The organism is Streptomyces sp. NBC_00104, from assembly GCF_045160825.1.
Classification (GTDB): Bacteria; Actinomycetota; Actinomycetes; order Streptomycetales; family Streptomycetaceae; genus Streptomyces.
This window is the reverse complement of the sequence record NZ_CP108215.1, coordinates 8926539-8938220: the sequence shown is the minus strand read 5'-3', so window position 1 is coordinate 8938220 and position 11682 is coordinate 8926539. Positions and strand designations below refer to the sequence as shown.

Sequence of the window (11682 nt, the reverse complement as noted above, 5' to 3'; positions counted from 1 at the left end):
ACATGGCAGGAAGAAATGACCCTTACGGCAGCAACCGCGACATTCGTGATGACTTCCGTGCGGAGATCCGGGAGTTCCTGGGCACGCGACGGGCCAAGGTCACCCCCGAGCAGGCGGGACTGCCCACGTACGGCGGAGAGCGCCGGCGGGTCACCGGGCTGCGCCGTGAGGAGGTCGCTCTCCTCGCGGGTATCTCCAGCGAGTACTACACCCGGCTGGAGCGCGGCAACGCCACCGGCGTCTCCGAGAGCGTCATCGAGGGCATCGCGCAGGCGCTGCGGCTCGACGAGGCCGAGCGAATCCACCTGCTCGACCTCCTGCGTGGCGCCGGCGCGACCCGTCCGCCACGCCGCCGGCCGGCTCAGCAGCGGGTGCGGCCCGCGGTGCAGCGTGTCCTGGACGCGATGGTCGGCACTCCCGCGTTCGTCCTGAGCGGACGCGGGGACATCCTGGCCGCCAACCACCTCGGGCGCGCCCTGTTCTCCCCGGTCTACGCCGACCCGGTGCGGCCGCCCAACAACGCCAGGTTCATCTTTCTCGACCCGCGCGCGACCGAGTTCTTCCGGGACTGGGACCAGGTCGCTGGGGACGCCGTCGCCATGCTGCGCGCCGAGGCCGGCCGCGATCTCTACGACCGGCGGCTGACGGACCTGATCGGGGAACTGTCCACCCGCAGCGAGGAGTTCCGTCACCGCTGGGCCGCCCACAACGTACGGATGCACTCCACCGGCGTGAAGCTGCTCCACCACCCGGTCGTCGGCGATCTCGACCTGCCCTTCGAGGCCTTCCCGCTCGGCGACGATCCCGGCCAGTTCCTCCTCGCCTACACCGCCGAGCCCGCCTCCCCCTCCCAGGACGCCCTGAACCTGCTGGCCAGCTGGGCCGCGACCAACGACGACATCGAGGGGGCCGCGCCGCCCGCCGGCACCGAGCAGACCGACTCGGCCGACTGACCGTCTCGGCCGAGACGCCGGGGGCGCGCCGACGGCATCACCCGTCGGCGCGCCCCCGCCGACGGCACCCCGTACCAGGGCTCTCGTGGGGGCGGCTCCTCATACGGAGGGGTGGGCTCACGGGGGGTGGTCTCAGGTGGACGTGACCGTGGGTCGGGCCGGCGTCGTGCCCAGTGCGCCGCCGCCTCGCAGGGACGCGATCTGCGGTTCCTCCGCGTGTTCGATGCTGTCGAGTTCCTGGCCCGTCCAGGCCGATGTCGAGGTCAGGCGGTCTTCTCCTCGACGAGTACGGACGCCACCGCGGTCAGGACCACGAGCAGCGCGGCGGTCAGGAGGCTGGTGCGCAGCCCGTGCAGGAAGTGCGCGTGGTTGGAGACCAGGGCGCCGAAGACGGCGACGGACAGGGCGCCGCCGAGCTGGCGGGAGGCGTTCAGGACACCGCTCGCGGTGCCGGCGCGCTGGGCGGGGACCCGGTCGAGGAGCAGTGAGGTCACCGCCGGTACGGCGAGGCCGCCGCCGGTTCCGACCGGGATCATCAGCAGGACCAGCAGCCAGGCGGGCGCCGACGCCGGCGGAACGCAGAGCGCCACCAGGCCGGCGGCCATCAGGAGCTGCCCGGTGACGATCGGCATCCGTGCCCCGAACTTCGCGGCGAGCCGGGCGGCGGTCGGGCTGACGACCGCCGTCAGCAGCGTCATCGGCAGGAACGCCAGCCCGGTCGCCATCGGCGACAGGCCCTGTTCCTGCTGGAGGTACAGGCCGAGCAGGAAGATCATGCCGTAGAAGCCGACGTTGAGCGCGAACCCGATGGTCGCCGAGAGGGCCATCGTCCGGGCGCGCAGGAGTTCCAGCGGCACCATCGGGTTCCGGCCTCGCGCCTGAGCCGCCACGAAGACCACCGCCGCGATCGAGGCCACCACCAGTGCGAGCAGCACGCGCGGCGTGCCCGGGCGCACGGCGCCGGCCTCGATCGCCGCGTACGTCAGGCCGCCCATCGCCGCCACGGCGGCGATCTGCCCGGTCCAGTCGAACGGCGCGTCGCCCTGGCGGGGCGAGCGGGCGGACCGGGTCAGCAGGAACAGCGCCAGCACACCCACCGGCAGATTGACGAAGAAGATCATCCGCCAGCTGAGCTCACTGAGCACACCGCCCAGCACCGGACCGGCCGCCGCGCCCACCGAGCCGCCCATCGCCCACACCGAGATCGCCCGGGCGCGCCGCGCCGGGCGGGGAACGCCTCCCGGATCAACGCCAGCGAGGCCGGCACGATCACCGCGGCACCCGCGCCCTGCACCAGCCGCGCGATGACCAGCACACCCAGGTCCGGTGCGAGGCCACAGGCCGCCGAGGCGACGGTGAACACCACGAGCCCCGCCCCGAACGCCTGCCGCGCACCGATCCGGTCGGTCACGGACCCCGCGGACAGCAACAGCGCGGCGAACATCAGCGTGTAGCCGTCCACCACCCACTGCAGCCCGGTCATGCCGCCGCCGAAGTCCCGCCCGATCTCGGGCAGCGCGACGTTGACGATCAGGGCGTCGAGCGTCATCACGAAGAACCCGAGCAACGCTGCCGCCAGCGCCCAGCGGGCACCCTTCGCGGTGCCGCGCTTCCCGGCGGCGGTACCGGCGGACGACCTGCCTGGCGCGACAGAACTGGACACTGGTGTATCTCCTGATGAGGCAACGGATGAGCCAACGAACTCCCGGAGGCGGAACGAGTTCTTCGACCGGTGTCCAGCCTGCGCGGCCGACGCGTCGCGTGGCAGGCCGAGTTGTGCCGGGGAGCGCGGTTCGGGGGTGTGACGGAGCCCCCCGGCCCCAGCACATGGATCCGTCCTGACCGGACTGACACACTGGCCGCATGGCACGGGAGCAGCGCAACGGCAGCGACGGCACGGAACTGGGACGCTTCCTGCGCGCCCATCGCACCCGGGTGACACCCGAGGAGGCCGGCCTCAAGGTCGGCCCCGGTCTGCGGCGCACGCCCGGGTTGCGCCGCGAGGAGCTGGCCACGCTCGCCGGGGTCAGCATCGACTACTACACCCGCCTGGAACGCGGCAAGGAGGCCCACCCGAGCCCCGCCGTCGTCGACGCGCTCGCCCGGGTTCTGATGCTGGACGAGCACGCGCACGCGCATCTGCGGGACCTCGCCGTGTGCGCCGCCCGCCCCGCCTCCTCCGAGCCCCCGACGGCGCCCACCACGTCGGTGGGACCCGGGATCACGTTGCTGCTGGAGAGCCTGCGGCCCAACCCGGCGGTCGTGGTCAGTCGCACGATGGACCTGCTCGCGTGGAACCCGGGCGGGCTGCGGTTGTTCGTGGGGATGGAGCAGTGGCCGCCCGAGAAGCGCAACGTCGCGCGCTGGGTGTTCCTCAATCCCGGTGCGCGCACGGTCTTCGACCACTGGGACGAACAGATCCGTGCCTGCGTGGGACGCCTGCGGGCCCTGGCCGGCACCGACCCGGACGCCCCCGACCTCGTCGGGCTCGTCGACGAACTACTGGCCGAGAGCCCGGAGTTCGTCCAGCTGTGGGAGCGTTACGACGTACGGGCACACACCCACGGCAGCAAGACCTTCCACCTTCCGGACGTCGGCGACCTCACCCTCGCCTACCAGTCCATGCAGTTGGAAGGCTTCCCCGGCCACCGGCTGGTCGCCCACTACGCCGACCCCGGCACCCCCGACCACGACAAGATGGTCCTCCTCGACATGACCGCCACCGAGCCGGACTTGAAGTCCGCGGAAGACAAGCGGACCTGACGGCGACCGCCCGTGGCCGCTCCGGCCGCTACGCCTTCCTCCACCCGGCCACGCGGGACCTGGTGTTCCACGACTGGAACACCAGGTCCGCGGCTGCGTGGCCCGGCTGCGCGCCCTGGCCGGCACCGCCCCCGAGGCCCCCGAGGCCCCCGACCTGACCCGGCTCGCCGGTGAACTCCTCCTCAACAGCCGGGAGTTCGCCCGTCTGCGGGAACGCTACGACGTCAAGGGCCGCTCCTACGGCCGCAAGACGTTCCCGGGCCGTCATGGTGTGCCGCCCTTGACGGCGGGAGCCCGGTGTGAGGGGGGTCGGTGCGAGGAGGGCCGGTGTGAGGAGGGCCGGACGGCGTGGGGCCGGTCGAGGAGGAAGCCGGAGCCGGTCATGTCGATGATGCGGGCCATGATCGGGGGCGGACAGTGCAGTTGGAGGGTCGCGCCGGCGTCGACGGCGAGCCGGGACGCCGTGAGGAACACGTTGAGCCCGCTCGCGTCGCAGAAGGTGACCGCCGTGAGATCGACGTCGACGCTGCTGATGCCGTCGCGCAGGCATCCGGTCAGTGCGGTGTGCACGAGCGGGGTGGTGGCCAGGTCGATCTCGCCCGCGAGGGTGATCAGCGCGCGGGTGGTGTGGTCGTGCCGGTAGACGTTCAGCTGGGGAAGGGGCATGGCTCCTCGGTTCGCGGTGCCCGCCGGGAGTGCCGCGTGCCAGGGCCGGGTAGGGCCCTCGCGGCTGCCGCCGATACGGGGGTGGTGCGCGGTGACGGGTGAACGGCCGGTCCGGCAGTCCGGCTCGGTGAGCGCGGTGGCGGACCGGTCGTCCGGAGGTTGTGCCATGGAACCGGACGGAAGCAGGGAAGATTCACGTCCGGCGGGCGAGTGTCCTGGACGAGTGCGGCCCTGTGCCGAGACGGCGCTGTCGGAAGCATCGACGGCGAACCGGCCGGTAGGAGTCGGTAGGGCGAACCGGGCCCGGTAAGGACGCGGGGGTCGAGGATCAGCCGACCGGCCGGCGATCCACCGCGGACGGACAGCTCACCGGCCCCCGGGCTCCAGCCGCCGCAGGGCACCGCTTGCCCGGGCCCGGCCCCCGCGACGGCACAGAACACGACAGGACCCCGGCCTGCCCTGTGTGCCGCTACGGCCGGTCACCGAACGGGCCCGCTCTCGGTTCGGCCCGTGCGACGACCGGCGGGAAGAGCCTGCCGGAACGACGGGGCTCACCCTGCTCCCCTTCGGGTGCGGCGCCGAAGGTGGAGCCGTCCGCGTACGCCGTCGCGGCGACGGCCGGTGCCGGTCGTCCCCGCCCGGCCGCGAACCTTCCGCGGAGCCGACGGAGCCGGTCCCGCGACGGGCATCCCGGACCGGCCGTAGTGGAAGGCGGCGATGCGGTCGCTGTGCTGCGAGTTGAGCAGGTGGATGAGGAGCCCCCCGAAGGCGATCAGCGCCAGGATCACCACCACGGTCACGAACGTCTCCACGGATCTCACCTTCCCATCGGCTGATACGGCATGACGGCGGTCAGGGCGGTCAGGGCGGTCAGGGCGGTCACGGCAGGGATACGCGGACGCACGGCGGTCACGGCAGGGATACGCGGACGCTCGGCCGGATCGCGGGCCTCATGTCCTCCTTCGGAGTCCCAGACCGCTTGCCCGGCCCGGTCGGTGTCGGACAGCGCCCGCAGACGCGCCGCCTCCTCCATCAACCGGCTCGCGGTCGACGTGCCCAGGGGGTCGCTCGCGGCGGCCATCAGCCAGGCGGCCGATACGGCGGGCGTCCGCGGCGGGACCACCAGGAGGTTCCAGCGGCCCGTGCGGTACGAGAGCAACAGCAGTTCGTGCGGGTCCTGCTCGGACAGGAACCAGCCCACCTTCACCACGTGCCCGTGGACGAGCACCTTGCGCGGAACGACCGGCCAGTGGACGGGATTCACCGTGACCCGGGTGATCCGCCCCCACAGCGGATCCAGTACGGCGGTCAGCGAGAGAAGTTCCGCCCCGAGATCGCGGGAGCGGGGCCACCATGCGCCGTCCAGCAGGGCCGGTACGGAACCGACGGGAGCGAGCGACAGGCGGAGGGAGGGCGAGGAGAACCGGGCATCGGCTTCGGCTGGCGGCGGGTGGGAGATCGTCGCGGTCATGACGCGAACCCTGCCCCGGGCCGAATACGACCGGCCCGGCATATTCGATCGCCGAAAACGACACGAGCCTGGAAGCCGGTGCGCGAAATATCCTCGGTGATTGGAGCCTACTCCTCGAACAGGCCCGACGTACCGTACCGGCGACGGAGCGACGGCCCCATGCGCCCCTCCCCGGAGCCGTCGCCCCAGGGGCGACAACCACGGCCTACGGACCAGACACCCGAATCGGCGGCTGGGCGAGCGGTGGCCGGCCGCGGCCCGCACCTCGACGAACCCCTGGTCTCGGTCGGGTACGCGGGCCGAGGCCCGGCGTAGAGTGAAAACCGAGAGCCGGTCCGGGAGCCCAGCACGAGTGGCGGCGACCATGGCAACACTCCACCAGCGGAAGAACCACCGCGAAGCGATCATGAAAACCCTGTACGAGGGCATGGAAGGCAGTGGCCGTCCCGACACCTCCGGGGCGAGGCTGCGTGACGAGTTGGAGATCCCCGACCAGGACCTGGCCGCGGCCTGCACGTATCTGGTGGGCGAGGGGCTCGTCACCGTCCGCTGGGCCCACGGAGACGCGCCCGCGACCGTCATGCTGACGCACGAGGGGATACGGCTCATGGAGGCCGAGGAGGAGGACCACGACTGACCCGAACGCCACAGCTCCGGGGCGCGTGGGCCGGCGCCATGCCGCCCGCGGAGGCACCCGATGCCTGCGAGGTGTTTCGGTCATACGATGACAAAGGGGTCGGCGCTCTCATGTGCTCGGGCCCGCAGGACGGCCCCTGACGTGTCTCCGCCGGGGCCGTCGTACCGACACCGCCCGGCGGAGCGCGCAGACAGGGAGCAGGGCATGATCCGTTCAGCCGACATCCGCGAGTGGCGCAACCATGACGTGGTCGACGCGAAACAGCGCAGGATCGGCATGCTCGAAGCGGTCTACGTGGACACCGTCACCGACGAACCGGCCATGGCCACCGTCCGGACCGGGCTGCCCACCCGTCACCGCCTGGTCTTCGTCCCCCTCGACGACGCGGTGGTCGGCCCGGGCTACGTCAAGGTCTCCTACCACAAGGGGCAGGTACGGAAAGCCCCGTCGATCGGGACGGACGACGTGCTGCCGGCCGAGCAGGAGGAGGAGATCTTCCGGCACTACGGCATGACGTACCGGCCGGGAGCAGGAGGCGCACGTCAGCTCGCCCGCCGCTGACCGTACGCACACGGCACAGAGGAGGTGGTCCCGGGTGATGGCGCTGTTCCTTCTGCTGCTCCTGGTGGCCGTCGTACTGGGACTCATCGGTGTCGCGGCGGAGGGCCTGGGCCCTCTCCTGGCCATCGGCATCGTGGTCTTCGCCGCCGACGTGATCTTCTTCGCGGCGCGGGCGTCCCGGCGTACCAGGCGGCGTCCCCTCCGCTGACGGCGAAGCCGCGCCGCGGGAGGCGCGGGGCCAGATGGACTGACGGATCGTCATGTCGGCCGTACGGACGGGGCCCCGGCGGGGAACCATCGTTCACCGGTGTGTCACTTCCGCTGACGCATCCGCTGACGCGTCTGCGGCCCGCGGTCTGCGGTGCGCGGCCGCCACGACGGGAGGACCCCATGGTGGAGGGTGCGGTGCCCGGTCCGGGAGACGAGGGGCGGTCGTGGTCGACGGCCCAGCCGGGGTTCTGGCGCCAGGTCGTCGAGCAGCTGAACACCGCCCTGATGGTGGTCGGGTCGACCGGACGGATCCTCGCCGTCAACCCGGCCGCCGAGCGGCTGCTGGGCCGTGCCGCCACCGCGATGCGCGGGAAGGACGCGCACGAACTGCTGCACCGGGACGCGGGCGGCGGCTCGCTCATCCGGGAGCGGTGCCCGCTGCTCCGGGCGCTGGCCGCGGGGGTCGCCACGAGCGGGGAGGGCGACAGCCATTTGCGCGGTGACGGTCGTCTGGTCACGATCTCCTGGTCCGCTTCCCCGCTGGCGGACGACGGCTCCTTCGAGGGCATGGCCGTGCTGTTCACCGACGTCACCGGTGACCATGGCGCGCGTCGGGAACGGGCCGCCTACACGAGTGCGCTGGAGGACCTCACCGAGCGGCTGACGCTGGTCGCGGAGATCACCGACGTACTCGGGCAGACCCTGGAGACCGACGAGGCCCTCGCCCGGCTGGGCCGCCTGCTGGTTCCCCGCCTCGCCGACTGGGCGGCGGTGGACCTCCGGGCCGGTTCCGGGCAGGTCCACCGGGTCGCGGTGACCGGTCCCGCGGGCCGGGACCCCACGCTGGAGGGCAGGCGTGAACACCTTCCCGAGGCCGGGGAGGCGGACCGATCGCCTCTTGTCCACGTACTGCGCGGCGGTGCTCCCGTGCTGTGGGACGAGGTCGTGACGGCGGCCGCCCCGCCCGAGGCTCCCCTGGCCGCCGTGCACGGCGACTTCCTGCGGACCGTGGGCGCGACGTCCGCCATCACGGTGCCGCTGGGGTCCAGACGGCAGATCACCGGCGCCCTGACGGTGGTGCGAACCGACCCGGCGCACCCCTTCGACGCCGACGACCTGGAGGTGGTGAGCGACATCGGCCGCCGGGTCGGTCTGGTCATCGACAACGCACGGCGGTTCGGCCGCCAGCGCGCCATCGCCGAGGCCATGCAGCGCAACCTGCTCGCCCCGCTGCCCCAGCCCGGCCGCCTGCGCCTGGCCGCCCGCTACCAGCCCGCCCCGGCCGGCTCCCAGGTGGGCGGCGACTGGTACGACGCGTTCGAGCTGAAGGACGGCACGCTCGCGCTGGTCATCGGCGACGTCGTGGGTCACGACCTGACGGCGGCGGCCGGGATGGCCCAACTGCACGGCATCCTGCGCTCGCTGGCCTGGGACCACTCGTGGGACCACGCCGGGCCGCCGGGCACCATCGTGGACCGCCTCGACGACGCCATGCCCGCCATCACCACCGTCTCCATGGCGACCCTCGTCCTCGCCCGGGTCGAAGGCCACCCGGACGCGGGTCCATGGACCCTGCGGTGGACCAGTGCCGGACACCCGCCGCCTCTGCTGCTGACCCCCGGCGGACACGCGCGGTACCTCGAAGGCGGCCAGGGGCTCCTCCTCGGCGCCCCACCGGACCCCGGCGCGGGCAGCCGTCCGAACGCCGCGCAGCCCCTGCCGCCCGGTTCCACCCTGCTGCTCTACACCGACGGCCTGATCGAGATCCCCGGCAGCGACCTCGACACCGGCCTGGGCCGCCTGCGCCACCACGCTCTGGCACTCGCCGACGCACCACTGGACACCCTGTGCGACGAACTGCTCGCCCGTATGCCGCCCGGCAGCGCCGACGACGTGGCCCTCCTCGCCCTGCGTATGCCGACGGATTGACACGCCCCTCTCGCGTTCGCGTCCCACCGGCATCTCCCGTGCCGTTTTCCACCGAGCCCTCTTGACAAGGCCCAAAGGCCAGCGACAGTCTTCCGTTAAGTAGAAAGTGAATTCCACAATATGGAAACAGGACGAAATAAGAGTACGGAAGGGAGCGCCTGAGGCCCCATGGGATTCGCAGAGCAGCGCTACAACGTCAACCTGTCGATCCTCTTCACGGAACTCCCGCTCCTGGAGCGCCCCGCGGCCGCCGCCGCGGCCGGCTTCACCGCGGTCGAGCTGTGGTGGCCCTGGGTCGACTCGCCCACCCCCGCGCGGTCCGAACTCGACGCCCTGCGGGGCGCGATCGAGGACGCGGGCGTGCGGCTGACCGGGCTGAACTTCTACTCCGGAGTGCTCCCGGGCCCCGACCGGGGCGCGCTGTCGATCCCGGGCGAGGAGTCGGAGCGGTTCCGCGCCAACATCGACGTGGCCGCGGACTTCGCCGGGTCCGTCGGCTGCGGGGCGCTCAACGCCCTCTACGGCAACCGCGTCGCCGGTGTGGACCCGGCCGAGCAGGACGCGCTCGCGCTGCGGAACCTGGTCCTGGCGGCGCGGGCCGCCGACCGGATCGGCGCGATGCTGCTGATCGAGGTCCTGAACAAGGTGGAGTCGCCGCTCTACCCCCTGGTGTCGGCCCCGGCCGCCGTCTGCGTCGTCGACAAGGTCAACCAGGCGTCGGGCCTCGGCAACGCGCGCTTCCTGATGGACCTCTACCACCTGTCCATGAACGGCGAGGACCTGCCGCGGGTGATCGCCGAGTACGCCGACAGGACCGGCCATGTGCAGATCGCCGACAACCCCGGCCGCGGCGCCCCCGGCACCGGGACCGTCCCGCTGGAGGAGCACCTCGACCAGCTCGCCAAGGCCGGGTACGAGGGCCTGGTCGGCCTGGAGTACAAGCCGGGCGACCGGCCTAGCGCCGAGGCCTTGGAGTGGCTCCCCCGAGAGGCCCGCGCGGCGCACTGAGCGCCCACCCCACGGGCGTGGCCCACCCCACAGACGCAGCAGAGCAGTCAGAGAGGCACCCTCACCATGAGCAATCTCCCCAAGATCGCGTGGATAGGCCTCGGCATCATGGGCTCCCCCATGTCCGAGAACCTGATCAAAGCGGGTTACGAGGTCACGGGCCACACCCTGGAGCAGGACAAGCTCGACCGGCTGACCGCCGCCGGCGGTACCGCGGCGGCCTCCGTCGCCGAGGCGGTGCGCGACGCCGACGTCGTCATCACGATGGTGCCCGCCTCCCCGCAGGTCGAGGCCATCGCGTACGGCCCTGCCGGCATCCTGCGCAACGCCAGGCCCGGCACCCTGCTGATCGACATGTCGTCCATCACCCCGCAGACCTCGGTCGACCTCGCGAGGGCGGCGCAGCAGAAGGGCATCCGGGTGCTCGACGCCCCGGTGTCCGGCGGTGAGGCCGGCGCGATCGAGGCCGTGCTGTCCATCATGGTCGGCGGCGAGCAGGCCGACTTCGACGAGGCCGCGCCGGTCTTCGAGGCGCTCGGCAGGACCATCGTGCTGTGCGGTCCGCACGGCTCCGGCCAGACCGTGAAGGCCGCGAACCAGCTGATCGTCGCCGTGAACATCCAGGCGTGCGCCGAGGCCGTGGTCTTCCTGGAGAAGTCGGGTGTGGACCTGAAGGCGGCGCTCGACGTCCTGGGCGGCGGGCTCGCCGGCTCGACCGTGCTGACCCGCAAGAAGGACAACTTCCTGAACCGGGACTTCAAGCCGGGCTTCCGCATCGACCTGCACCACAAGGACATGGGCATCGTCACCGACGCCGCCCGTACCGTGGGCGCCGCCCTGCCCGTCGGCGCCGTGGTGGCCCAGTTGGTCGCCTCGCTGCGCGCCCAGGGCGACGGCGGCCTCGACCACTCGGCCCTGCTGCGCGCCGTGGACCGCCTCTCCGGCGCCCGGGTCTGAGGCGCCGGCTCCCCGAACTTCCGGTCCGCGGCGGCGCCGACATCTGTCCTGTCGCGCCCAGGTGCCGTCGCGGACCGGAACCACCGTCCGGGATACGCCGACTTCCTGAGGGGCGTCGGCGGGCGCACCGCGATGTCCGTACGCCTCTTGACGGTGGGTGAGGGTCTGGCCGACACCGGCACGGTGCGCGAACCGCCCGATCCGGCGATCGACTTCACGCATCCCCGAACGGCGTCCGGTCCCTGATGGACACCCATCAGCCACCGGACGCACCGCCCGCGACCGTTTCCGACCGACCCGGATGAGGGGTGAGCGTCGGAGCACGCGGGCAGGGCACGGACCGCGGCGGCTGCGCGCCAGTGCGGTGGTGCGGGCTCCGGCCCGCGTCTCGACGTGAGGGACGCGGAACCGGCGCCGTCGCATCCGCCGCGGTCCGACCCATCGCGATCCGGAGAGCCGGCGAGTTCGAGAGCTGGAGGACTTGGGGCGCCTGGTGGGGTCCAAGATCCAGGATCCAGGATCTATGG

Annotated in this window: 11 protein-coding genes and 2 pseudogenes; 9 read left to right on the top strand and 4 right to left on the bottom strand. The window is 72.3% G+C overall.

The window, feature by feature from the left end; translation table 11 throughout:
* Positions 1 to 2: 2 nt before the first annotated feature.
* Positions 3 to 953 carry a helix-turn-helix domain-containing protein gene (locus OG272_RS39130; RefSeq protein WP_405895644.1) on the top strand — a complete coding sequence of 317 codons (951 nt, stop codon included), beginning with the start codon at positions 3 to 5 and terminating at the stop codon, positions 951 to 953.
* Positions 954 to 1216: 263 nt separating this feature from the next.
* Here the strand turns inward: OG272_RS39130 and OG272_RS39125 are convergent.
* Positions 1217 to 2616 (bottom strand): annotated as a pseudogene (locus OG272_RS39125) (MFS transporter).
* Positions 2617 to 2816: 200 nt separating this feature from the next.
* On the opposite strand from OG272_RS39125, the gene OG272_RS39120 reads away from it, so the two are divergent.
* The gene (locus OG272_RS39120; RefSeq protein WP_327727137.1) at positions 2817 to 3716 is read left to right on the top strand and encodes a helix-turn-helix transcriptional regulator; all 900 of its coding nucleotides are present in this window, start codon (positions 2817 to 2819) and stop codon (positions 3714 to 3716) included.
* Positions 3717 to 3813: 97 nt separating this feature from the next.
* A pseudogene (locus OG272_RS39115) lies at positions 3814 to 3912 on the top strand (hypothetical protein); the annotation flags it as partial.
* 68 nt (positions 3913 to 3980) lie between these two features.
* On the opposite strand, the gene OG272_RS39110 reads toward OG272_RS39115, so the two are convergent.
* From OG272_RS39110 to OG272_RS39100, 3 genes are all read right to left on the bottom strand, one after another.
* Positions 3981 to 4550 (bottom strand): STAS domain-containing protein, encoded by a 570-nt coding sequence (locus OG272_RS39110; protein ID WP_327727138.1) that lies wholly within the window; start codon positions 4548 to 4550, stop codon positions 3981 to 3983.
* Between the two features lie 383 nt (positions 4551 to 4933).
* Positions 4934 to 5194, bottom strand: coding sequence for a hypothetical protein (locus OG272_RS39105; protein WP_327727139.1), 261 nt, complete (start codon positions 5192 to 5194; stop codon positions 4934 to 4936).
* Positions 5195 to 5199: 5 nt separating this feature from the next.
* Entirely contained in the window at positions 5200 to 5853 is a 654-nt protein-coding gene (locus OG272_RS39100; RefSeq protein WP_405895643.1) for a DUF5994 family protein, read from the bottom strand.
* Positions 5854 to 6217: 364 nt separating this feature from the next.
* On the opposite strand from OG272_RS39100, the gene OG272_RS39095 reads away from it, so the two are divergent.
* From OG272_RS39095 to OG272_RS39070, 6 genes are all read left to right on the top strand, one after another.
* Positions 6218 to 6490 (top strand): hypothetical protein, encoded by a 273-nt coding sequence (locus OG272_RS39095; protein WP_326575173.1) that lies wholly within the window; start codon positions 6218 to 6220, stop codon positions 6488 to 6490.
* Positions 6491 to 6694: 204 nt separating this feature from the next.
* Complete coding sequence (locus tag OG272_RS39090) at positions 6695 to 7051, top strand: PRC-barrel domain-containing protein (RefSeq protein WP_327727141.1); 357 nt, start codon at positions 6695 to 6697, stop codon at positions 7049 to 7051.
* A gap of 37 nt (positions 7052 to 7088) precedes the next feature.
* Positions 7089 to 7259: a hypothetical protein gene (locus tag OG272_RS39085; protein WP_327727142.1), complete on the top strand. Its 171-nt coding sequence runs from the start codon at positions 7089 to 7091 to the stop codon at positions 7257 to 7259.
* 182 nt (positions 7260 to 7441) lie between these two features.
* Complete coding sequence (locus OG272_RS39080) at positions 7442 to 9190, top strand: SpoIIE family protein phosphatase (protein WP_328224290.1); 1749 nt, start codon at positions 7442 to 7444, stop codon at positions 9188 to 9190.
* A 168-nt stretch (positions 9191 to 9358) separates the two neighbouring features.
* The gene (locus OG272_RS39075) at positions 9359 to 10198 is read left to right on the top strand and encodes a TIM barrel protein (RefSeq protein ID WP_327727145.1); all 840 of its coding nucleotides are present in this window, start codon (positions 9359 to 9361) and stop codon (positions 10196 to 10198) included.
* A gap of 66 nt (positions 10199 to 10264) precedes the next feature.
* A complete protein-coding gene (locus OG272_RS39070) occupies positions 10265 to 11155 on the top strand; it encodes a 2-hydroxy-3-oxopropionate reductase (RefSeq protein ID WP_405895642.1) in 891 nt (296 codons plus the stop codon).
* Positions 11156 to 11682: the final 527 nt, after the last annotated feature.

Bases quoted from the DNA above. Each gene is read 5' to 3' on its own strand.
- OG272_RS39130 (WP_405895644.1), top strand. From the start codon at position 3: ATGGCAGGAAGAAATGACCCTTACGGCAGCAACCGCGACATTCGTGAT.
- OG272_RS39120 (WP_327727137.1), top strand. From the start codon at position 2,817: ATGGCACGGGAGCAGCGCAACGGCAGCGACGGCACGGAACTGGGACGC.
- OG272_RS39110 (WP_327727138.1), bottom strand. From the start codon at position 4,550: ATGGCACAACCTCCGGACGACCGGTCCGCCACCGCGCTCACCGAGCCG.
- OG272_RS39100 (WP_405895643.1), bottom strand. From the start codon at position 5,853: ATGACCGCGACGATCTCCCACCCGCCGCCAGCCGAAGCCGATGCCCGG.
- OG272_RS39095 (WP_326575173.1), top strand. From the start codon at position 6,218: ATGGCAACACTCCACCAGCGGAAGAACCACCGCGAAGCGATCATGAAA.
- OG272_RS39090 (WP_327727141.1), top strand. From the start codon at position 6,695: ATGATCCGTTCAGCCGACATCCGCGAGTGGCGCAACCATGACGTGGTC.
- OG272_RS39085 (WP_327727142.1), top strand. From the start codon at position 7,089: ATGGCGCTGTTCCTTCTGCTGCTCCTGGTGGCCGTCGTACTGGGACTC.
- OG272_RS39080 (WP_328224290.1), top strand. From the start codon at position 7,442: ATGGTGGAGGGTGCGGTGCCCGGTCCGGGAGACGAGGGGCGGTCGTGG.
- OG272_RS39075 (WP_327727145.1), top strand. From the start codon at position 9,359: ATGGGATTCGCAGAGCAGCGCTACAACGTCAACCTGTCGATCCTCTTC.
- OG272_RS39070 (WP_405895642.1), top strand. From the start codon at position 10,265: ATGAGCAATCTCCCCAAGATCGCGTGGATAGGCCTCGGCATCATGGGC.